Raw genomic sequence first — 21,863 nt, 5'->3', positions numbered from 1 at the left:
CAGCGCCTAGGCGCTGTTATTTTTTTATTGCTTAATCGTCGTAATCGTCTGACCAATCATCATCGTAATCATCGTCACCGTCACCGGCGGACTCTAACTCTAACTCTGGCTCATCGTCTTCAGTAACCACTGCGGCTTTAGGCTTCTTAGGTGCCGGTGCACTCTTAGGATTATTAGCCTCAACCCAGCCTTGATGTTTAGCCATAAACTCTTCTCTTGCTGCAAACCAAGCTGCGCCACAAGTTTTTTCAACTTCGGCTATCGCCTGATCATCAAGTTCATGCAAGTTAGGCTTAACGATATCTTCTGCATACTCAATAATGGATTCACGAGTCGCGTTATAAAAGTAAACACGTCCAGCAGAAGCATCAGGAAACTGTTTATCATGAATTAGAATGGTATTGCCACGAGCCGTTCTTAGCTCGCCGTACCATACTGTTTTTTTTGTCATCTTATACATATATGCTAATGCCCTTAAATCAACACATACAACAATCAATAAGAGGTAAATTACGCTAGCATTTACCTCCGTTTCCCCTGTATTTCCCCCGCAGGGACAGAAGCGGTATTTTTACAGATTTTTGCCGAATATCAATAGTTGTAAATACGAAATATCACTCTCAAAGATAAAATAAATCACATAAATTATTCAACCCTTATCGAATTTAGTTCAAAGCAGCCGTTATTCAAGTTTTTCGTTATCAAAAAATTCAAAATTTTATGCATCAGGTTAATAACCCTCACAACATCAAGCGTTTACACAACAATTATCGACAAAAGACAACAAGCGACTTTAATGCCAGAAAACACCTACTACTATAGTGTAAGTACAATATGACAAGAGCATTGCAAACTGCTTATGCAGAAACTTTTTCCCCTGAGAGTAGCCACCTTAATGAAGCTTAAACAGGTAGGGTCAGCTAGGAGACGAGCTTATTTATCCCCCAATTTTGAACCACTTTTGATAGACTAGGTTTCCACCTTATAAAGTGAGCAATAATAGGACTGTTTTGAAGTCTAGATTACTAATCGTATTAACCGTAAGCTTCTCATCGAATGCCCAAGAGCTGTTAGTTGCATCAGATATATGGTGTCCCTACGTCTGTACCGATAACTCTGGTTATGTGATCGAACTAACCCAGCAAGCTTTTGCATCGGTAGATATTAACGTCAAATTTGAAACCATTCCGTTTCAACGCTCATTGAAGCTCGCCAGTAATAATAAGATTGATGCGGTATTGGCGGTTACCGCCGAGCACATTCGAACTTTTGAGCTTTACAATAATCAGCTTGTTATTGGTCAATACACTAATGACTTCTTTACCAATAACCATACAGACTGGCAATTTACTGATCTCTCTAGCCTAGATAACAAACATATCGCCTCAACGCTTGGTTATGACTATGGCAGCGTATTGAACAAATACCTTAAACAGCACCATACTCACTTTCAAACGTCCGGTGAAACGCCGCTCACAACACACCTTCACTTGCTAGGCAAAAGCCGTGTTGATGCCATATTAGGCAACCGCTATGTTATCGATTACACCGCCAAACAAAACGGTTATAGCAAGCGCATTCGCTATGCAGGAAGTGAAGGAGAGCCGACGCCACTCTATGTTGGATTTAGTCGCAGTGATAAAGGCCGCGAATACGCAGCAAAATTTGCAGAAGGCGTTGAAAACATAAAACGCTCAGGTGCCTATCAAGCTATTCTCGATAAATATCAGGTTAACTTTTGACGAGAGTAGTCGCTTATAAATACAAGCGTCTAAATGACAGAATAAAAAAAACCCAGCATTTCTGCTGGGTTTAGGGCGATTTCTCTATATAAAAGCGTCTATTTTTACACTTTTATAAAAGACAGGAGCTAGAACGGGATATCGTCGTCCCAACCATCATCCAAATCTGGAGTGAAGTTCTGCTGTGGCTGCGGTGCAGGGCGCTGCTGTGGCGCTTGCTGTGGCGCAGGTGCAGATTGCGGCTTAGGAGCATAACCACCTTGCTGCGGGGCTTGTTGCTGCGGCGCTTGCTGTTGCTGACCATAACCACTCTGCTGAGCAGGAGCTTGCTGTGGCTTAGGTGCATAACCGCTTTGCTGCGGCGCTTGTTGCGCTGCAGGTGCATAGCCACCACTTTGCTGCTGTGATTGCTGCTGACCATAACCTGAATTACCGCCTTGAGCCGGAGCGCCACCGCTTTGGTTGCGACTACCTAGCATCTGCATGCTACCACTTTGATCGACAACCACTTCAGTGCTGTAACGATCTTGCCCACTTTGGTCTTTCCACTTACGTGTTTGTAGCTTGCCTTCAAGATAAACTTGAGAGCCTTTACGTAAATATTCACCGGTGATTTCAGCTAGTTTGCCGAACATCACAACACGGTGCCATTCAGTACGCTCTTGCTGTTGACCTTGTTGGTCTTTCCAAGACTCACTTGTCGCCACGGTAATGTTGGCTACGGCATTGCCATTCGGCATGTAACGTACTTCAGGATCTTGTCCTAAATTACCGACCAAAATTACTTTATTGACACCACGACTAGCCATTGAAATCTCCTGCGACATTCATTAAATTTTTACTAATTGACAGAGCCTAACACAGCTCTGGCTTCTCTCAAATCGAAATGGTCATCTACTTTTAAATAAGCCACTTTCTCTTCGAGTACAACGATAGCTTCTGACACACCGGTCAATGCCGACAGCTCAGTAGCCATCACGACTGCGCTCTGTTTATCGCTCACATTGGCTTCTAATGTGTAACTCTTGAGTAGCACTGGATTTTTCATGCCGAAGGTCAACAGAAACCACAGGCACATTAAGCCTAATGCGACCGCAAATACCCCTGATGCACCGACCAGCTGATAGGCGCCACCGCCTAATAAACCACCACAAAATGCACCTAAGAATTGACTCGTCGAATAGACGCCCATTGCCGAGCCTTTGTCGCCAACAGGGCAAAATTTAGCAATCAAGCTAGGTAGCGATGCCTCAAGGTAATTAAAACCAGTAAAGAACAACACCACAGCAATGCTTAATACCACTAGATTGTTGGCAAACAGTGCCATCGAACCTAACGCGATCATCATGATAATGAGCGCTACTTGGAACATACCTTTAGTATTATTGCGTTTAACCCCAATAATAATCAGCGGCACCATCAAGAAGAATGCTCCCATAAAGGCCGGAAAGTACAACATCCAATGCTCTTCTTTGGCAAGACCGGCATCGACCAAGTCGAGCGGCAGCGCAACGAAGACCGCGGTTAATACCAGGTGCAAAATAAAAATACCGGCATCGAGTCTAAACAGTTGCGGGTCTTTCAACATACGCTTTAATTTTTCAGGTGCGGCAACGGTGTCACCTTTAGGCGCCTGCGAAATCGGATTAGGCACTAAAAGTTGCACGATAAGCATACCTAACAGCGCCAGCCCAGCGGTCATAAAGAATAGGCCTGACAAGCCTAAATGCTGCGCCACAATCGGACCAACGAGCAATGACAAGGCAAACGAGAAACCGATACACATACCGATAATCGCCATTACTTTAGTGCGCTGCTCATCGCGGGTTAAATCTGCGGCCAAGGCTAAAACAGCGGCGGCAATCGCCCCCATGCCTTGCAAGGCTCGCCCGGCCACCACGCCATAGATAGTGTCGGCATTGGCTGCCACTAGACTACCAAGAGCAAAGATCAGTAGTCCGATTAAAATAATCGGTTTACGACCAAATTTATCAGATAAGATCCCCATCGGGATTTGAAGAATTGCTTGCGTTAAGCCGTATGCGCCAATGGCAATACCCACCCATAAAGGCGAAAAGCCTTCTAAGTGTTGTCCATAAAGTGCAAACACAGGCATGATCATAAACAAGCCCATCATGCGCAATCCAAACACACTGGCTAAAGAAAACGCGACTTTTTTTTCTGTTTTGGAAAGTCCGTTATTGGCCATGCCCCCGCCCTGTTCAGTGAACTTTAAATTGGTCGCGCAGTTTATCACGAAGTTTTTCAATAGCCCAAAAGTAAAAAGCAAAGATGCAAAGTCAAACCACCTTTTAGACGCCAGCTTCTGAACACTTTGATATTAAAGCCGTTAATCTAGATAACTACGATAAATCTTGGACCACTCCTACAATTGATAGCCAGTTCTGTCTATTTCCTGTGGCAATTTTGTGAGATACTTAACCACTTTTTTCGGCTTTGAGATCTGAACGCTAGATGGAATATATTGAAGTTCGTGGTGCTCGTACCCACAATCTTAAAAACATCAACCTGACTATTCCTCGTAACAAACTAATTGTCATCACGGGGTTGTCAGGTTCGGGCAAATCTTCTCTTGCTTTTGATACGCTATACGCTGAAGGGCAACGACGTTATGTCGAGTCATTATCAGCTTATGCGCGTCAATTTTTGAGTTTGATGGAAAAGCCAGATGTTGACCATATTGAAGGCTTAAGCCCTGCTATTTCTATCGAGCAAAAATCAACGTCTCATAACCCGCGCTCAACCGTGGGTACGATTACCGAAATCTACGATTATTTAAGACTGCTGTTTGCCCGTGTCGGCGAGCCACGCTGTCCAACTCATGGCAAACCGTTAGCGGCACAAACGGTTAGCCAGATGGTCGATAAGGTACTTGAATTACCTGCCGACAGTCGTCAAATGTTGCTGGCTCCGGTCATTAATAACCGTAAAGGCGAACACGTAAAACTGCTAGAGAGCCTATCTGCACAAGGCTACATTCGCGCTCGAATCGACGGTGAAGTCTGTGACTTAAGCGATCCTCCAGAGCTTGACCTGCATGTTAAGCACACTATCGAAGTGGTCGTTGACCGCTTTAAAGTCCGTGATGATATTAAACAGCGTTTAGCCGAGTCATTTGAAACTGCGCTGGAGTTATCTGGCGGTATAGCCAAAATTGCCTGCATGGACCCCGTCGAGGGCAAAGCCAAAGCAGAGGAACATGTTTTCTCGGCCAACTTTGCTTGCCCTGTTTGTGGTTACTCAATGGCTGAACTCGAGCCTAGAATTTTCTCGTTTAATAATCCAGCTGGCGCATGCCAAACTTGTGATGGTCTCGGCGTACAACAGTTCTTCGATCCCGAAAGAGTGATCACGAACACGGAGTTATCACTTGCTGGCGGCGCTATTCGCGGCTGGGATAGACGTAACTTCTATTACTTCCAAATGCTCACATCATTAGCCGGGCATTATAAGTTTGATATCGAAAAGCCGTTTGAACAGCTAACCGATGATGTACGCAAGATCGTACTTTATGGTTCTGGTAAACAGAGTATCGCGTTTAAGTACATTAACGATCGCGGCGATGTTGTGGTTAGGAATCACCCCTTCGAAGGGATCTTAAACAACATGGACAGACGCTACCGTGAGACAGAGTCTAATGCGGTACGTGACGAGCTAACTAAGTTTATCAACACGCAGCCGTGTCAAAGCTGCGGTGGCTCTCGTCTACGTGAAGAAGCCCGTAATGTGTTTATTGGAGAGATGAACTTGCCCGTATTGACCCAATGGTCAATCGGCGAAGCCATGGAATACTTCGATCAGCTTGAGCTAACGGGTCAACGTGCACAAATCGCAGACAAAATTCTAAAAGAAGTACGCGACCGTTTAGGTTTCTTAGTCAATGTTGGTTTGAATTACTTAAGTATCTCACGCTCTGCCGATACCCTTTCAGGTGGTGAAGCGCAGCGTATTCGTCTTGCAAGCCAAATTGGTGCTGGCCTTGTTGGCGTGATGTACGTGCTCGATGAACCATCGATTGGTCTACATCAGCGTGATAACGAACGCTTATTACAAACGCTTATTCACCTACGTGACTTAGGCAATACGGTTATCGTGGTCGAGCACGATGAAGATGCCATTCGAATGGCCGACCATATTATCGATATAGGACCTGGCGCTGGTGTTCACGGTGGCCAAGTTATCGGTGAAGGTACGCTGCAAGATCTACTTAATTGCAAAGAGTCGATTACCGGTCAGTACCTTTCTGGCGAGAAACAAATTCATATTAAGACTGAACGCACTCAATACGATCCTAACAAATTGATTGAGCTATTTGGTGCATCGGGTAACAACCTTAAAGATGTCGACCTGCAAATTCCTGTCGGCTTATTTACTTGCATTACCGGCGTGTCTGGCTCAGGTAAGTCGACATTGATCAACGACACTTTCTATAAGATTGCGCACATACAACTTAATGGCGCTACGGTTGATGAACCGGCTCCCTATAAGAGTATTGTCGGCATGGACCATTGCGATAAAGTCGTCGATATCGATCAGAGCCCTATCGGCCGCACACCGCGCTCAAATCCTGCCACTTACACGGGTATTTTTACCCCTATTCGTGAACTGTTTGCAGCTACGCAAGAATCGCGTACTCGTGGTTACCAACCGGGACGTTTCTCGTTTAACGTCAAAGGTGGACGCTGTGAGGCTTGCCAAGGTGATGGCTTAATCAAGGTTGAGATGCATTTCTTACCCGATGTGTATGTGCCGTGTGATAACTGTAAAGGTCAACGCTATAACCGCGAAACCTTAGATGTACGCTTTAAGGGTAAGAATATTCATGAAGTGCTACAGATGACAGTTGAAGAAGCACGTCCGTTCTTCGATGCCATTCCTGCGGTCGCGCGTAAACTGCAAACCTTAATGGATGTCGGTTTGTCTTATATTCGCCTTGGGCAAAGTGCAACGACCTTGTCTGGTGGTGAAGCTCAGCGTGTTAAGCTCGCCAAAGAGTTATCTAAGCGTGATACCGGCAAAACGTTATATATCCTTGATGAACCAACAACGGGTCTTCACTTTGCGGATATTCAACTGTTATTGGATGTATTGCACCGACTCAAGTCACACGGCAATACCATAGTCGTCATTGAGCATAACTTGGATGTGATTAAAACTGCCGATTGGATTATTGATCTCGGGCCTGAAGGCGGTTCAGGTGGTGGTACGATTCTAGTAACAGGAACTCCAGAAGAGGTTGCTGAACATAAAGAGTCCCATACCGCACGCTTCTTAAAGCCGTTGCTGAACAAGTCTTAACGTATATTGATTAGTTAATGCATTTTAGACTCTCTCTCTTAAGCTTGGGCCTGGTGTTTACACTTGGCCTACTGCTTACCGCTGTTGTTGACCCCCTATTTGGTAACTGCACTTTGCATAAGGCGCGAGTAATCAGTAGTGGTCAAGAATCCAGTACCATTGCACTGCCGGACGGCAGCGTTGCTCGTGTGCCTGTGGGTAACCTAAAAGAGCAGTCCCTGATTAAAGTCGGCGCAAAACATCGTTTATTTTCTCAGGTACCCGTTTACAAAGTAAAAGCTATCGAGCTTGTAGAAATCAATAACAACGCCATCGAAGTGAGTAAAATCTAGTCGCTAAATCCCCCCTTAGACGCTAACCTCAATATATTAAAATAGGGTTAATATCTAAGGGAAAATGGATGCAGCGCTTACTGTTATCAATAATAATTTCATTAGTGCTTACCTCTTGTGCTAACCAGCCAAGCTGCAATAAAGCCCCATTAATTAGTTGGGCAGATCCTGTCACTATCTCTACCGACCTCAACACCCTTACCAGCGTCGCTATGTCTGGCCGGAAAACGGGATCAGAAGGTGCGGCATTAAGCAGAAGCTTTCTTCTACAGCGCTTCGAGCAAATAGGCCTTAGCCCTTGGCAAGGCCGGTATCAACATCCATTTAGCTACCGCCGTTCATTTAGCAATAAAGTGGGTATCAATTTAATCGGAGCTATTGCTAGCAATAATGGCAGCAAGCAATGGCGCATCATTATTGCTCATTACGATCACTTAGGCGGCAATGCTAATCGCTATCACCCTGGCGCCGATGACAATGCCTCTGGTGTCGCGGGCTTACTGCAGCTGGCACAACAGGCAAAAAACCAAGGCAGTGCAGTGAACCTACTGTTTGTGGCAACCGATGCAGAAGAACCTGGGCTTTACGGAGGCTATGCCTTAGTCGATTCATTAAAGCGAGCTAGCTCCTCTCCACAAATTGAACAGATTGAATTGGCAATCAATCTCGATATGATAGGCCGACCTGATAGACACAGCGCTATCTATATAGAAGGCACGAGACGCTTCGAATCATTCTCTAAAATGCACAGCAGCATTACACAATACAACCAGATGTGCATCCGCACTCGGCAGCCAAGAGCCTTCGATGGTTCAGTCATTACCACCAACTTCTTAAAAGCCTCCGATCATTACCCTCTGCATAAAGCCGGCATTCCTTGGCTCTACTTTGGCGTTCCCAGGCACAGGGACTATCATCAGACATCCGATACCGCCGATAAAATAAATATTCAATTTGTTGCAGCAGTCAGCGAATCCGCTTACCAATTATTAAAAATAGAGGCTTCATTGTTAACATCTCGCCATTAAAATTCGACAAGTGGTCACTATTTACACATGATCATCAGTTATCTGGCCTACTATTTGCTATGAAAACGCATTAAATCGCAGGATTAATTGGTATTACCAATTATACGCTGCTATACTAGTCGGCTTATTGATACGTTTTGGTGCGGGAAGTCGACACGGGGTTGATTTTCTGTCTATTAAAATAAGCACAAATTATGTGCTCCGCTATACCACAAGGCTACAACCCATGTCATCCAATGAAAAAACTTTCCGCGAACTCGGTCTTGCCGAGCCTTTGTTGCGTGCTCTTGATGAGCTCGGTTATGAAAAACCAACACCTATTCAAGCCGCGAGTATCGACCCTCTCATGGCTGGTAAAGATATTCTAGGTCAGGCGCAAACGGGTACAGGTAAAACAGGTGCATTCGCACTGCCTCTACTAAATAGCATCGACCCAAATACAAATGCACCACAAATTCTTGTGCTAGCACCGACTCGTGAACTTGCGGTTCAGGTTGCAGAAGCTTTCGTTAGCTACGCTAAGTTCATGAAAGGTCTACATGTTCTGCCAATTTACGGCGGACAAAGCATGCAGCAGCAGCTAACGGCTCTGCGTCGTGGCCCACAAATCATTGTCGGTACTCCTGGCCGTGTAATGGACCATATGCGTCGTGGCACACTGAAGCTTGATACATTGAAAGCTATGGTGCTAGACGAAGCCGATGAAATGCTAAAAATGGGTTTCATCGATGATATCGAATGGATCCTTGAGCACACGCCAAAATCTCGCCAACTTGCACTTTTCTCAGCAACTATGCCTGAGCAGATTAAGCGAGTTGCGAACAAGTATTTGGCTGAACCTGTACACGTTAAAATTGCGGCGACATCGACCACTGTTGATACGATTGAACAGCGTTTTGTACAAGTTTCACAACACAACAAGCTAGAAGCACTAGTACGTGTTCTAGAAGTAGAGAAGACTGAAGGTATTATCATCTTCGTTCGTACTCGTAATAGCTGTGTTGAACTTGCTGAGAAGTTAGAAGCCCGTGGCTATGCTTCATCACCACTACATGGTGACATGAACCAGCAAGCACGTGAGCGTGCTGTTGACCAGCTTAAGCGTGGCCAACTTGATATCATTATCGCAACTGACGTTGCGGCACGTGGTCTTGACGTTGAGCGTATCGGACACGTAGTTAACTACGATATCCCACACGATACTGAAGCTTACGTTCACCGTATTGGCCGTACAGGCCGTGCTGGCCGTACTGGTATGGCGATTCTGTTTGTTACACACAGAGAAATGCGTATGCTACGCACTATCGAACGTGCGACTAACAGCCGTATCGCTCCAATGGATATCCCAAGCCCAGAAACAGTGACCGAACGTCGCCTTTCTCGTCTAGGTGAGCAAATCGCTGAAATTATTGCTCAAGATTCTTTAGACTTTATGAAAGGCGCTGTAGCTCAACTTTGTCAACAGCTAGAAGTTGATACTGATGTTCTTGCTGCCGCTCTGTTACAACAAGTTCAGAAAGATCGTCCACTACAGTTGAGCTCTATGAACGAGCGTCAACGTGATACTCGTGATGATCGTAACTCTCGTGATCGTAATGACCGCAATGATCGTAATGACCGCGGCCCACGTGAACGTAGCGACCGTCCACGTCGTGAGTCTCGCCCAACACCTTCTAACCTAGGTGCAGCGGATTCATTGAAGGACAATCCAGATGTTAAGATGTGCCGTTACATCATCGATGTAGGTCGTGACAATGGTGTTGGTGTGGGTAATATCGTTGGCGCCGTAGCTAACGAAGCAAACATCGACAGCCGTTACATTGGTCAAATCCAATTGTTCGATCAAGTGACTGCAATTGACTTGCCAGATGGCATGCCAAAAGAAGTACTACAGCACCTTAAGAAAGTGCGTGTATGTGGCCGTCCACTAAACATCCGTGAAGCTGCTGGCGAAACGTTTGCAAACACTTCTGGTGGCGACAGCCGTCCACCACGTCGTCCACGCAGTCCAAGTGGCGAGCGTAGCGGTGAACGTAGCGACCGTCGTCCTTCTGGTGACAGAAAGCCGCACCGTAAAGGTCCAAAAGACGCTGAATAAGTCTTAATGTTTGGAACAAATCGTTTCAAGCAAGATATTAAAAAAGGAGCCTAATGGCTCCTTTTTTGTTTTCAATTTTTAATTCACCTGCTTAGTTAACTCAATAAAACGATAGCAACTTCCCTTTTAGGTTTTACTTTTGAGCTTAAGCAACAACGCTAACCTGCTTCAATTCCCTACGCTTTTGCCAAATCGGCGACAACTGTACAGCGATGACAGACGCCACAATCAACACGATTCCAGTAAACGAGAGTGGATCAATAAATGCCCCCTTTATCAAATCACTCCACCAACCTAAACTCATCACCACTGCAGTTAAGCCTAAGCTGATCACAGGAGTCAATGCCAACATGGCGCTCACCTGCCCTGTAGGCCAATACTTCATTGACTGGCCAAAACAACCATAAGCGATCAAAGTGTTAATGGCACAGAAGATGGCAATCGCCCATTCACTTGAGTTCATGGTTTCAAACTGACTTAAATCACTAAAAGGTGCCATGGCAAAAATGCCAAAAAAGTAGATAAATAGCAGAATATTATTGGGTGATAAGCGCTTAATCATCGACTTTTGAATCAAAGCGTAGCTGGCCCAAGACAGTACTGAAAACTGAACTATCAACACCCCTTTCCATACCTCTGATGGTCCAGCTCCTGACAAACCAGCTCCTGACAAACCAGAGTTTGAAAAGCCTAAATAGGGATGGAAGAACATCAGCATGCCTAAACCTAAGGTCGCAAAACAACTCAGTTGTAGCGCATTTAATCGCTCTTTAAAAAATAACACCCCACCAAAAGCCAGAAAGAATGGAGCTGTTTGAAAGTTAAGCTGAGCAGAACCTGGCGCCAAATACTTAAGCGAGTAGACAAAAGATACGTAGTTGAAAATTAACAAAACACCAGCCAAAATCAATTTTAGCCAAGACTGTTTATCGAGTCCCTTAAACTGTTTGATGCTACCGCTAAAGTACTGAATAGCAAAACTCACTACTAGAGCGACTAAGAAACGGAACCAGGTTAAGGTAACGGCATCAATAAATTGACCCGATAGTTTTAATGCTATCGGTAAAATGCCCCAAAAAAGTACTGCGACTGAAATAAAGATAAAACCGAGTTTAAACTCTGAGCGCTGAGTAAGCGGATCCATGAGATATGGCCATTGAAGAAATAACAAGATCGGGATATTGCCTGATTGATAACGCTTGGTCTAGTGAGCTAATCAATTCTCTTATAGAGATTATCAGCTTTGCTCTGAAGCTCTTTAAGCTTCAGCAAACAAGACTTACAAATACAATTAGTTCCGTCCAAATTTGCTAGTTCATCAGCCTCTAAAATATTCGCTAATAAGTTCTTGTCTGGAAACTCTTGTTTACTGCACCAACATTGCGCGATACCGGCACCAGATTGCGCAGCACAATGATTAAGTCCCTGGCATAGAGGGCAGCGATTATCGTTATTGAGTGTTACTTGATGACTCATTCAGTTGAACTCACAATTGTTAACGGTCTGCAGGATGGTTAATCCCATCCATTACCGGGATATCCCCAAGATTATAGGGGTTAACCCCCTCAATACAAGCCACGTTCACGCCAAATTGCTTAGGGTTTGAGCGTCGCTGGTGATGAGTATAGATCCCACAGACCTGGCAGAAATAATGCTTCGCAGTTAACGTATTAAACTGGTAAAGGGATAATTTATCTGCTCCCTTAATAATCGTTATACCATCGAGTGATACTGACGTGACCACAGCCCCCCTTCTACGACACATAGAGCAATCACAACGACGCAAGTCTACAAGCCCATGAGGTAAACTCAGTCCTAGCTCGACTTCGCCACAATGGCAACTCGCGGTATAGGTATATTGCATTAAGCTCCCTCTCTTTGCTAAAAAACAAAGCGGGTCCTTATATCGGACCTCGCAATGCTAAACCTATCTCTATCGAATTATTACTCGCCTTTTTTAGGGTTATTCTTATAAGCCTTACTACCCATTACGGCCTGCCCCTCAACATGTTGGCCATAATAACCTTGGTGGTTATGATACTCTTGTTGCAGCTTGCTAATATCATCCTTAAAGCGCGGGTCTTGAGGCCGCTCATGAGCGTTAATATAGGCCGCTACATCCCAAGCTTGTTGATTGGAGAGCTGAATGCTCTTACCAAACGGCATATTCTCATAGATGAAGTAGGCTGCAGTGTTCACCCTATGCATGCCTGCCCCCCAATTAAAGCTCTGTGGCCCCCATATTGGAGGTAGAGAATACACTCCAGCAGTCTCATAGCCTTGACCATCAACATTGTGGCAAGACTGACAGTGGGCCTCATAAACCGCTTTACCCCGCTCTGGCGAGTAAGCTTGCTCTGGTGCAGGAATTTTCGGATAGGCTCTGCCAGGTAAATTAGCGCGCTGCTCAAGCGTCATCGCATTTTTGACCGCCGCTGGGAATGGAAAATCCTCGCGCTTGCCACCCTTTAATAGATCCGCATCACTTAACTCCGGTACCTTTGCAGAAAGGCCCGCCATGTCCATTAAGCCGCCCATCCCCAACCAATAAGAATAGGCCGATAAAGCAACTAAGTCTTCGCTACCCGAAGCTGGCGGCTTACCATTCATAGAATAAGTAAAGCAGCCTTGGAGACGATCTTGATAGGTATTCACTTTGTCGTTTTTCTTACGATAGGCAGGATAGGCAAAGTAAGCTGCCCATATGGGAGCGGCGTTCGCTTTACGACCCGCATCCATATGACAGTTTGAGCAGTTAAGCTCATTACCTACATATTGGCCGCGCATCTGTTGTGAGTTAACAAAAAGCTGATAGCCTCGGCGAACTTTGTCGCCAAATGCTCCCTCAGGAATACTCGTCAAAGGACGCGGAACCAAGTATTGCTGGCCATCCTTCTTCGCAATGGCACCAAGCTCTGCTTGCTTGTCGGGTAAAGTCTCAGCTTGAGCGGCAAAATTAAAGGTGAGTAAAAGCAAACTTAATTGAGCTATTTTCATGGTTTGCTCCTATTTCAATGTGGCAAAATATTGTGCTAATGCATCAATTTCGGCAGCGGTGAGCTTATCCGCAACGGTGCCCATCACCTTATCCGGATCGCCACTGCGCGTACCGTTTTGCCAAGCTAACAGCTGACTTTTAAGGTAAGAAGCCTGTTGACCTGCCAAACGTGGAAACTCAGCAATGCCTAGACCTGATGGGCCATGACAAGTCACGCAAGCTGGAATAGTACGACTCCAATCCCCTTGGTAAACGAGCCTCTCGGTAGGGTCCGTATAACTCACTATCTCCCCTCTAATGTGCGGAGTCACTACAGGAACATCTTGCGCGGCAAAGTAATCGGCAACCTCTTTAATCGCTGGGCCTTGAACTGTCATCGCCATCGGCGCCATGGTGGCATTTTGTCTTTTACCAGATTGAAACAGTACTATTTGGTTCACAATATAGTCTGCTGAAAGACCGGCTAACCTAGGACCTAGTGGCTCAACGCCTTGCCCTTGAGGCCCATGGCAACTACCACATAACGCCGCTGACGGCGGCATTGCTGCATAAGATGATGTGCTCGCTATCAGCAAGGCCATCGTAATTAATCCACGTTTCATTGTCACTGCTCCCCCTAAAAGATTAACCATAGTGCCTTCGTTTATTAAGCTCAAGATAAATAAGAAAAAGTAGTCGTTAAACATTTTTTTGACTTGCGTTGCCATAAAAAGTATTTGCAACAAAAAAAACCAACAGCCTATTCCTAGACTGTTGGTTTAAATGCACTGATTGATCAAAGCTACTTTTATTTAATCATTCAACTAGCAGGAACAAATTACTGACCCGGACGAACCCCTAACGTGTGGCAAATTGCGTAGGTGAGTTCGGCACGGTTTAATGTATAGAAGTGGAAATCTTTTACGCCTTCACGAGATAAGACTTTAACCATATCAATCGCCACGTTAGCCCCCACCATCTGACGGGTTGTAGCATCATCTTCTAGACCTTCAAACTGGCGGTGCAGCCAGCTAGGAATAGAGACATTGGTCATCGCGGCAAAACGCTTAGTCTGATTAAAGTTAGTCACAGGTAATATGCCTGGTACGATTTCAGCATCGATACCCGCCGCTGCGCAGCGATCACGAAAACGTAAATATGACTCTACATCGAAGAAGAATTGAGTAATCGCGCGGTTAGCACCGGCATCGATCTTCTTTTTCAAGTGAATAAGGTCGGATTGAGCATTACTCGCATCTGGGTGCACTTCAGGGTACGCAGCGACTGAAATATCAAAATCTGCGACCGAGCGTAGCAGGCGCACCAAATCATTAGCGAAGCGAGTTGGCTTAGGGCTGCCATCAGGCAAGTCACCGCGAAGGGCTACAATGTCGCGTATACCACTGTTCCAGTAATGCTTAGCCAACTCTTTTAACTCTTCATCGCTCGCATCAACCAAGGTTAAATGCGGCGCGGCCAGTAAGTCAGTTTCTTTTTGAATACGCTCAATCACGCCGTGAGTTCTATCGCGGACACCGGAGTTAGCGCCATAAGTCACCGAGACAAACTTAGGATTTAGTGGCTCTAAACGGCGAATGGAGTTCCAAAGTAACTTTTCCATCTCTGGAGTTGAAGGCGGGAAAAATTCAAAAGAAACGTTAATGTCACCATTTAGCTCAGATAGGCTCTGGTTTAATGATGTTGCATGTTGTGCGTGATGAAAACCCATTTCTACTTCCTCAACTTCAGCATTAGATTGCAATCCGAAACAGACGTTTGGACGTCTATATGTCCATATACTAGAGAAACTGAGAGTGAAGTCAAGCGCAAAAAGCAGGCAAGTGAGTTTTTTTCTTGAGACAGTAAAAAATCCGCCTTTTGAACAAGATGGTTTAGAGCTGAAAATAAAAAAGGACTCAAACGAGTCCTTTATAACAGCAAAAATGTGAACATTATTCTTGCAGCAAATCTCTGCAAATATGCGCTAGGTCCGACTGCACGGCAGCGGCAGTGACTAAGCGACCGGCTCCTGGCCCACGGATAATTAATGGGTTGTCTTGATAGAACTCGCTGCGGATCACAAACACATTATCACCTGGCGTTAGGTTAGCGTAAGGATGACTGTTATCAACCCATTGCAAACTCACCTCAGCCTTTAACTTACCACCGACGTTATCCAAAGAGGCAACGTATCTCAGTACTTTATCTTGCTCTGCTGCAGCCTCAAACTGTTGCTGCATATCTTCATCTAACTCGCCGATCCGCGATAAAAATAGCTCTAAAGGCAGCTCAGCTAAATGGGCAGGGACTAAAGACTTAAGCTCGATATCTTCAAGTTCAATCTCAAAGCCAATCTCGCGAGCCAAAATGAGTAGCTTACGCTGCATATCGCGGCCGGATAGATCGTCTCTTGGATCAGGCTCGGTGATCCCCAAACCTCTCGCTTCAATAACCAGTTCAGAGAAAGGCTTCTTGGCATCAAAGTTTTCAAATAACCAACAAAGTGTGCCAGAGAAAATGCCGCCGACCGCTTCTATGCTGTCGCCGCTATTATGCAGGTCGTTTAAGGCATGCTGTACTGGTAAGCCTGCACCACAACTTGCGTTATAGCGCCAAAACAGACGACGGTTATCCAGTTGCTGCTTAAGCTCACGGTAAAAAGGTAATGGAGCAGAACCGGCAAGTTTATTGGCACTAACGACATGAATACCACGTGCGAAAAACTCTGGATATTGCAGGGTTAAATCGGCACTGGCGCTAATATCTAGCGCAATAACCTCATCACACTCAAGCTCATGCACCTCATCAAATAGATGACTATATTCCCAAGGCCTTGCATGCTCTTCAAAAAATGGCTTCCAAGTATCGAGCTCAATACCTTCATCGCGAATTAACGCCTTGCGTGAGCTCACTAAACCAACAAGCTCAACACTGGCTTCTAGCTCTTTGTTAAGTGCCGCCTGAGCATTAGTAAACAGATCGATCCAAGCTTCACCAATATTGCCCACGCCCAGCAATAGCACACCAATGCGCTTACGTGGACCAGCGCAGCGACGATGTACCTTTTGCGTTAGCAGGTTAACTTGCCCTTGCGGCACGAGTGTCACGAGACTCATGCCATCGTTAAATAGCGGTCTCGCGTTACGGCTCAATAACCGGGCAAATCCGCGGCGGTAAAGGGTCGCATCGGCGCTCACTAACGCAACTAGGCCTAAGTCTTCGGTGATCTTAATATCACTCACACCTAAGGCTTCACGGTTTGCATCAAGCAGAGCTAACACTTGTTTCTGGTTTTCTAGCGTAACCGTTAATTCAACCCGATTTTGCCCAAGCTCCCAATGTGCAAGCGGGCTCAACCCCGTTTCTTCAAGCAGCGCGATAAACTGCTTAAAATCACTCCTAAGCTCAAGATTAAACAATGCCACACTATTAAGATTGGTCACCACTGGTGCACTTGCCGACGAACTCTTAGGTGCAATCAAGGTGAAGTCAGTATGGGAGGCGTAACTTGAACGCACAGCCAGACTCACTTGGGTATCAAATAGCGGCTGTAAAGTACGGTTATGCAGTACCGGTGAGCCTAAATGGGCTAAACGGTTTGCCTCAGCAAGTGACAGACTACTCAGCAACTTTGCATCGTTGATCTTATTCGGATCGGCGTTAAATACCCCTTCAACGTCTGTCCAAATCGTGACACGCTCAATATCAGCCAAGCTAGCAATCAAGGTGGCGCTAAAGTCAGAACCATTACGCCCTAACAATAAGGTTTCGCCACGCTCATTGGCGCAGATAAAACCCGTAATAATTAGGCGTTCATTTGGGTGCGATTCGGTTATCAGATGCACACGCTCACGAGACTCTTGCACTCGAATTTGTGGCACTGCAGCCTCGTCAGCAATCAGTAAGGTACGAGCATCGACATCAGATGCCGCTACACCAGACTCTCGTAGTAGCGCGGCTAATAGACGCGCAGACCAGCGCTCACCAAAGCTTACGACTTGGTTGCTTTGATAGTCATTAATCGACTCTATCGATAATAGACTTATAAGTTGCGACTTATCGGTCGATAAACGCTCTCTTAAAGAGCGTGCCTGCTCGTTTGAGAGCAACTGCTCAATCAAATTTTGCTGGAAGCTAATCAGTGTCTGTAGCTCTTCTTGCCACAACTGTTTAGTGCCACTTAACTCGAGTAACTTGTACAAGAAGTTAGTGCTTTTACCGGCTGCCGACACCACAACTAAATCGTCGCTATGGCCATGCGTCAGCAGAATATGAGCAACGCGACGGTAACAGTCTGCATCCGCAAGACTTGAGCCACCAAATTTATGTAAGTGACAGCGTGCCATCGTATACCCCTTTAATTAACAAGCGGCTGCAGCATTAAGCGCAGCTTCAATATCGGCAACAAGATCGTCAGCATCTTCGATACCAACAGAAAGACGGATCAGCGTATCTTTTACGCCAGCTTCAGCGCGAGCCTCCGGCTCCATCGCTCGATGCGTCATGGTTGCTGGAACAGCCACCAAACTTTCTACGCCGCCAAGACTTTCTGCAACTGAAAAATAATTAAGATTTTTTAAAAATGCCACCAATTGTGGCTCGCCACCTTCAAGCTCAAAGCTCAACATAGCGCCAAAACCTTTTTGCTGTTTAGCCGCGATTTCATGTCCGGGGTGATCTTTAAGCCCTGGATAATAGATCTTCGACACAGCGTGATGATTGACTAGAATATCAAGAATTCGTTGTGCATTCGCCTGATGTTCACGAATTCGTACTGCAAGTGTACGAATTCCACGCAAAGTGAGATAACTATCAAATGCTGACCCCGTTAGCCCTAATGTATTTGACCACCAATGCAGCAATTCACCGATTTCAGGATCTTTTGCCACGACGGCGCCGCCCACCACATCACTGTGGCCATTGATATATTTGGTTGTCGAATGGATCACGATATCGGCGCCAAGTAATAACGGCTGCTGCAAAATAGGCGATAAGAAGGTGTTATCAACCGCAACTAGCGCGCCAACCTCATGACTCGCAGCACAAATAGACTCAATATCAACGACACGCAGCAACGGGTTCGACGGTGTTTCTAACCATACCATCTTAGGTTTCTGCGCTATCGCTTGATGTAGTGCCTGAGAGTCAGTTTGATCGACCACTAACAGCTTAAACTGACCTTTCTTAGCCAGATTAGTAAACAAACGATAACTGCCACCATAGCAGTCATGTGGAACTACGAGTAAATCATCCGGTCCCAATAAGCTGGTCGCTAGCGTGATGGCCGCCATCCCAGTACAAGTGATCACACCTGTAGCCCCTTTTTCTAGTTCAGCAAGAGCATCACCAAGAATTGAGCGGGTAGGGTTACCCGAGCGGCTATAATCAAAATCTCTTGGATTTTTATGACCATCAAAAGAGTAGTTAGTTGATAGGTAAATCGGCGGCACAACAGCGCCATGCTGGCTATCGGACTCAATGCCTTGACGTACTGCCACAGTGGCTAGTTTACGCTCGGTCATGTACTACTCCTTTTTACGTATTTTCTTATTAGAGATGTCTGGACGTCTAAATGTACCTAAGCACTCCGCCTTCGTCAACCTTTTTAGCCGTTTAGACGTCCATGCATATAGAAATCTATTTGCAATTGTCATAAATAAGAGGCAATAATTTGACTGCACAATTTAAAGGGTTAAAATCTGCCCCGAATTTTGAAATAACAGGTGAGTCAATGACTGAGTGGAATGGCGATTATATCAGCCCATATGCTGAACACGGCAAAAAGAATGAACAAGTGAAAAAAATTACTGTGTCCATTCCTTTGAAAGTACTTAAAGTACTTACCGATGAACGCACACGCCGCCAAGTGAATAACTTGCGTCACGCCACAAATAGTGAACTGTTGTGCGAAGCATTCTTGCATGCATACACAGGTCAGCCACTGCCAAACGATGCCGATCTGACTAAAGATAAACCTGACAGCATGCCTGCTGAGGTTAAACGTTTGATGGATGAGATGGGTATTGAGTGGGAAGAACTTGAATAATCTTCATTGATTATCGACAAATATGATCTCCAGATAAGGACTGCTTAGCAGTCCTTATCTGTTTTTAGGCCCAAACAATTGGTGATTTTCACTGTCACTTCTTATAAACGTATTGGCTATTTAAACTTGTCGCTGTGAGTCGATTCACGGCATCATCTCAGACTAGCTCGCATATATTAGCCCTTAGCGGCTGGATAAACTGATGATCGAACCCGCTACGCTTGTACTCGCCTCACTGATTATCTTTTGTGGCGCACTAACCCAAAGTCTTATCGGCTTTGGCCTAGCAGTGGTTGCTAGCCCCTTACTCTATATTGTCGACCCAAGCCTCGTGCCCGCCCCCGTCATCATGATGGGGTTCTCTATTGCATTGCTTACCCTATTTAGAGAGCGCGGCCAACTTGAGTTCAACGGCCTGCAGTACGCACTGTTAGGCCGTATTCCTGGCGGCATACTCGGGGTGACCTTAATACTCATTGCTCCGCAACCGATTTTAGGTCTGGCGATAGCCGCGATTGTGGCATTAGCGGTTGGTTTAAGCTTGATGAAGTTTAGTATTCCAGTGAATCGATTTAGCTTATTTATCGCAGGCATTTTATCCGGTATTTTTGGCAACATAGCCTCAATTGGTGGGCCGCCTCTTGCCATCTTGCTTTCCGGTAAAGATGCAGGCCAATTTCGCGCCGCCTTATCGGCCTTCTTTATCTTCAGCTCTATGATAGCCCTAATCATATTAGCTTTTGCGGGCCTATTAACTGTTCAGCACTTTTATATCTCTTTAATGCTGCTACCTTCTGTGATTTTGGGATATATCGTGGCGGGGCGATTGGTTGGCAGAGTCGACAAACAAAAAACCAGAGCGTTCACTCTGGCTTTATGTGCGGTTAGTGCACTGATTTTAACCGTTAAGTCGACTATCGAATTGATGGGCTAATCAACGAGAAGAGGTCGACTAGAAATGGTAGGAGGTTTGCAGTACGCCTCCTACCGCATTGTCGTCACCAAACATACCTGTGAAGTCTAAGAAAAACGAATCACCGAAGGCAAAGCCTGAACCCAAAGAATAGAGATTAGCTGTAGAGTCTTTCATATCATGGCGATAACCCACTCGTAGCGACATCCAATCAAAGGCTCTGACTTCACCCCCTAAGCGCCAATATTGGGTACCATCGAGCTCTTTAAACTTCTTATTTTCAATCAGATCGATATCTGTCGTTACCGATAAAATACTCCAGTCATAAGCCACTCCAGCGGTTACCAAAGGCTCTACGCGGTAGGTAAACTTTTGCCCTTCAACTTCTATGGTATCCACATCCTGGCTAATCAAGTTTCTCCCCGACAGACCTAGCGTCAGCCCTTCAAATGGTTGCAAGGCAACACCGATATCGAGGTTAAAGTTAGTCTCATCATTACGGTACTTAACGTCGTCAAAATCACTGGCATCAAAGTTATTCGCATTGGCAATATAGTTATAGGTGTCGACGCGCTGAAACTTTGGCGATATACCCACTGCAATCGGCATATTGACGATAGAAAGTGGAAAACTCAATGCAATACCTAAATCTGATACTGCGCCGCCTACCACTTGCCCTTGAGAGTCTAAATCAGAAATTTGTGGTGGATTATTAGGATCTAAATTATTGAGGGTGTTGATATCTGACTGCGCGATATCTGCAACGCCGACGGCGTTGACATAGCTCTTATAGAAAATTGCCATCGGCATTCTTTGATGCGGAATAGCCACGCTAAAACCAAGCCCCGCACTCGCGTAAGCTGAAGTGCCCTTTAACGACTCTAAATCACCCACTAAATCATCACGAAATTGATTAATATCACCACTATTGCCAGTATCAATCGCATCAGCTAAGCCATCGTATGCGTCAATCAGCGAATCAAACTTATCTATCATGTCATCGCTATCAGCCATATCGATTCCAAGAACGGGCATCAGCAGTACTGCAGAATTATCTTTATGCGCATTAATCGCGAGTAAGGCAGGGTTAACAAATGCCGCCCCCTCTTTATTTGAAGCTGCAACGCCCGCGCCCCCCATAGCATCACTTCGGGCCTCATAATATTCTTGCCCTGCATGGGCTGAAAAGCAATGTAACAAGGCACAAGCTAGTGCTATTTTCTTTAGGTTCATCCATTCCACCTTTTAATGTCCTTAACGCTCTAAGCTGCAATACGACTCAAATCGAAAAAAGGTTATTTTTGTTCTTAAGATATTCTAAGACAAAATTGACTAAAATGGATGACAAAGTTTAACTTTAATAAAACATTTACGTAGCAAGGCGTTTACCACCCCAATCATTAGTCAC

General features: G+C 45.4%; 19 protein-coding genes. 7 read left to right on the top strand and 12 right to left on the bottom strand.

Annotation, left to right across the window (positions count from 1 at the left end; translation table 11 throughout):
- Positions 1 to 31: 31 nt before the first annotated feature.
- A complete protein-coding gene (locus tag ACVBIL_RS12000; protein WP_447167206.1) occupies positions 32 to 460 on the bottom strand; it encodes a hypothetical protein in 429 nt (142 codons plus the stop codon).
- Positions 461 to 1,010: 550 nt separating this feature from the next.
- Here ACVBIL_RS12000 and ACVBIL_RS11995 point away from each other — a divergent pair.
- The gene (locus ACVBIL_RS11995; RefSeq protein ID WP_447167205.1) at positions 1,011 to 1,742 is read left to right on the top strand and encodes a substrate-binding periplasmic protein; all 732 of its coding nucleotides are present in this window, start codon (positions 1,011 to 1,013) and stop codon (positions 1,740 to 1,742) included.
- A gap of 128 nt (positions 1,743 to 1,870) precedes the next feature.
- Here ACVBIL_RS11995 and ssb read toward each other — a convergent pair whose 3' ends face one another.
- The gene (gene ssb / locus ACVBIL_RS11990; protein WP_447167204.1) at positions 1,871 to 2,551 is read right to left on the bottom strand and encodes a single-stranded DNA-binding protein; all 681 of its coding nucleotides are present in this window, start codon (positions 2,549 to 2,551) and stop codon (positions 1,871 to 1,873) included.
- Between the two features lie 32 nt (positions 2,552 to 2,583).
- Positions 2,584 to 3,951, bottom strand: coding sequence for an MFS transporter (locus ACVBIL_RS11985; protein ID WP_447167203.1), 1,368 nt, complete (start codon positions 3,949 to 3,951; stop codon positions 2,584 to 2,586).
- 266 nt (positions 3,952 to 4,217) lie between these two features.
- Here ACVBIL_RS11985 and uvrA point away from each other — a divergent pair, with 266 nt between their 5' ends.
- From uvrA to ACVBIL_RS11965, 4 genes are all read left to right on the top strand, one after another.
- Complete coding sequence (gene uvrA / locus ACVBIL_RS11980; RefSeq protein WP_447167202.1) at positions 4,218 to 7,061, top strand: excinuclease ABC subunit UvrA; 2,844 nt, start codon at positions 4,218 to 4,220, stop codon at positions 7,059 to 7,061.
- A gap of 17 nt (positions 7,062 to 7,078) precedes the next feature.
- Positions 7,079 to 7,393: a hypothetical protein gene (locus ACVBIL_RS11975; protein ID WP_447167201.1), complete on the top strand. Its 315-nt coding sequence runs from the start codon at positions 7,079 to 7,081 to the stop codon at positions 7,391 to 7,393.
- A 68-nt stretch (positions 7,394 to 7,461) separates the two neighbouring features.
- Positions 7,462 to 8,421 carry a M28 family peptidase gene (locus ACVBIL_RS11970; protein WP_447167200.1) on the top strand — a complete coding sequence of 320 codons (960 nt, stop codon included), beginning with the start codon at positions 7,462 to 7,464 and terminating at the stop codon, positions 8,419 to 8,421.
- Positions 8,422 to 8,647: 226 nt separating this feature from the next.
- Positions 8,648 to 10,519 (top strand): DEAD/DEAH box helicase, encoded by a 1,872-nt coding sequence (locus tag ACVBIL_RS11965; protein ID WP_447167199.1) that lies wholly within the window; start codon positions 8,648 to 8,650, stop codon positions 10,517 to 10,519.
- A 145-nt stretch (positions 10,520 to 10,664) separates the two neighbouring features.
- On the opposite strand, the gene ACVBIL_RS11960 is transcribed toward ACVBIL_RS11965, so the two are convergent.
- From ACVBIL_RS11960 to metB, 8 genes are all read right to left on the bottom strand, one after another.
- A complete protein-coding gene (locus ACVBIL_RS11960) occupies positions 10,665 to 11,663 on the bottom strand; it encodes a DMT family transporter (protein ID WP_447167198.1) in 999 nt (332 codons plus the stop codon).
- Between the two features lie 68 nt (positions 11,664 to 11,731).
- The gene (locus tag ACVBIL_RS11955) at positions 11,732 to 11,995 is read right to left on the bottom strand and encodes a cysteine-rich CWC family protein (RefSeq protein WP_447167197.1); all 264 of its coding nucleotides are present in this window, start codon (positions 11,993 to 11,995) and stop codon (positions 11,732 to 11,734) included.
- 19 nt (positions 11,996 to 12,014) lie between these two features.
- Positions 12,015 to 12,383, bottom strand: a complete 369-nt coding sequence (locus ACVBIL_RS11950) for a GFA family protein (RefSeq protein ID WP_447167196.1) — start codon at positions 12,381 to 12,383, stop codon at positions 12,015 to 12,017.
- An 80-nt stretch (positions 12,384 to 12,463) separates the two neighbouring features.
- A complete protein-coding gene (locus tag ACVBIL_RS11945; protein ID WP_447167195.1) occupies positions 12,464 to 13,516 on the bottom strand; it encodes a c-type cytochrome in 1,053 nt (350 codons plus the stop codon).
- Between the two features lie 9 nt (positions 13,517 to 13,525).
- Positions 13,526 to 14,119 (bottom strand): c-type cytochrome, encoded by a 594-nt coding sequence (locus ACVBIL_RS11940; protein WP_447167194.1) that lies wholly within the window; start codon positions 14,117 to 14,119, stop codon positions 13,526 to 13,528.
- Positions 14,120 to 14,334: 215 nt separating this feature from the next.
- Entirely contained in the window at positions 14,335 to 15,225 is an 891-nt protein-coding gene (gene metF / locus ACVBIL_RS11935) for a methylenetetrahydrofolate reductase (protein WP_447167193.1), read from the bottom strand.
- Positions 15,226 to 15,448: 223 nt separating this feature from the next.
- A complete protein-coding gene (locus ACVBIL_RS11930) occupies positions 15,449 to 17,842 on the bottom strand; it encodes a bifunctional aspartate kinase/homoserine dehydrogenase II (RefSeq protein ID WP_447167192.1) in 2,394 nt (797 codons plus the stop codon).
- A 15-nt stretch (positions 17,843 to 17,857) separates the two neighbouring features.
- Positions 17,858 to 19,018, bottom strand: coding sequence for a cystathionine gamma-synthase (metB, locus tag ACVBIL_RS11925; RefSeq protein ID WP_447167191.1), 1,161 nt, complete (start codon positions 19,016 to 19,018; stop codon positions 17,858 to 17,860).
- 209 nt (positions 19,019 to 19,227) lie between these two features.
- Between metB and metJ the strand changes: the two genes are divergently transcribed.
- Positions 19,228 to 19,542, top strand: a complete 315-nt coding sequence (metJ, locus tag ACVBIL_RS11920; RefSeq protein ID WP_012153825.1) for a met regulon transcriptional regulator MetJ — start codon at positions 19,228 to 19,230, stop codon at positions 19,540 to 19,542.
- Between the two features lie 202 nt (positions 19,543 to 19,744).
- A complete protein-coding gene (locus ACVBIL_RS11915; protein ID WP_447167190.1) occupies positions 19,745 to 20,476 on the top strand; it encodes a sulfite exporter TauE/SafE family protein in 732 nt (243 codons plus the stop codon).
- An 18-nt stretch (positions 20,477 to 20,494) separates the two neighbouring features.
- Here ACVBIL_RS11915 and ACVBIL_RS11910 read toward each other — a convergent pair whose 3' ends face one another.
- Complete coding sequence (locus ACVBIL_RS11910; protein WP_447167189.1) at positions 20,495 to 21,688, bottom strand: conjugal transfer protein TraF; 1,194 nt, start codon at positions 21,686 to 21,688, stop codon at positions 20,495 to 20,497.
- Between the last annotated feature and the right edge of the window lie 175 nt (positions 21,689 to 21,863).

This window comes from Shewanella sp. 125m-7, from assembly GCF_052977045.1.
This window is presented reverse-complemented; position numbering and strand designations above follow the sequence as displayed.

What these genes read in the sequence shown, in the direction of transcription:
- ACVBIL_RS12000 (WP_447167206.1), bottom strand. Translation starts at nt 460, where the DNA reads ATGTATAAGATGACAAAAAAAACAGTATGGTACGGCGAGCTAAGAACG.
- ssb (WP_447167204.1), bottom strand. Translation starts at nt 2,551, where the DNA reads ATGGCTAGTCGTGGTGTCAATAAAGTAATTTTGGTCGGTAATTTAGGA.
- ACVBIL_RS11985 (WP_447167203.1), bottom strand. Translation starts at nt 3,951, where the DNA reads ATGGCCAATAACGGACTTTCCAAAACAGAAAAAAAAGTCGCGTTTTCT.
- uvrA (WP_447167202.1), top strand. Translation starts at nt 4,218, where the DNA reads ATGGAATATATTGAAGTTCGTGGTGCTCGTACCCACAATCTTAAAAAC.
- ACVBIL_RS11975 (WP_447167201.1), top strand. Translation starts at nt 7,079, where the DNA reads ATGCATTTTAGACTCTCTCTCTTAAGCTTGGGCCTGGTGTTTACACTT.
- ACVBIL_RS11970 (WP_447167200.1), top strand. Translation starts at nt 7,462, where the DNA reads ATGCAGCGCTTACTGTTATCAATAATAATTTCATTAGTGCTTACCTCT.
- ACVBIL_RS11965 (WP_447167199.1), top strand. Translation starts at nt 8,648, where the DNA reads ATGTCATCCAATGAAAAAACTTTCCGCGAACTCGGTCTTGCCGAGCCT.
- ACVBIL_RS11960 (WP_447167198.1), bottom strand. Translation starts at nt 11,663, where the DNA reads ATGGATCCGCTTACTCAGCGCTCAGAGTTTAAACTCGGTTTTATCTTT.
- ACVBIL_RS11955 (WP_447167197.1), bottom strand. Translation starts at nt 11,995, where the DNA reads ATGAGTCATCAAGTAACACTCAATAACGATAATCGCTGCCCTCTATGC.
- ACVBIL_RS11950 (WP_447167196.1), bottom strand. Translation starts at nt 12,383, where the DNA reads ATGCAATATACCTATACCGCGAGTTGCCATTGTGGCGAAGTCGAGCTA.
- ACVBIL_RS11945 (WP_447167195.1), bottom strand. Translation starts at nt 13,516, where the DNA reads ATGAAAATAGCTCAATTAAGTTTGCTTTTACTCACCTTTAATTTTGCC.
- ACVBIL_RS11940 (WP_447167194.1), bottom strand. Translation starts at nt 14,119, where the DNA reads ATGAAACGTGGATTAATTACGATGGCCTTGCTGATAGCGAGCACATCA.
- metF (WP_447167193.1), bottom strand. Translation starts at nt 15,225, where the DNA reads ATGGGTTTTCATCACGCACAACATGCAACATCATTAAACCAGAGCCTA.
- ACVBIL_RS11930 (WP_447167192.1), bottom strand. Translation starts at nt 17,842, where the DNA reads ATGGCACGCTGTCACTTACATAAATTTGGTGGCTCAAGTCTTGCGGAT.
- metB (WP_447167191.1), bottom strand. Translation starts at nt 19,018, where the DNA reads ATGACCGAGCGTAAACTAGCCACTGTGGCAGTACGTCAAGGCATTGAG.
- metJ (WP_012153825.1), top strand. Translation starts at nt 19,228, where the DNA reads ATGACTGAGTGGAATGGCGATTATATCAGCCCATATGCTGAACACGGC.
- ACVBIL_RS11915 (WP_447167190.1), top strand. Translation starts at nt 19,745, where the DNA reads ATGATCGAACCCGCTACGCTTGTACTCGCCTCACTGATTATCTTTTGT.
- ACVBIL_RS11910 (WP_447167189.1), bottom strand. Translation starts at nt 21,688, where the DNA reads ATGAACCTAAAGAAAATAGCACTAGCTTGTGCCTTGTTACATTGCTTT.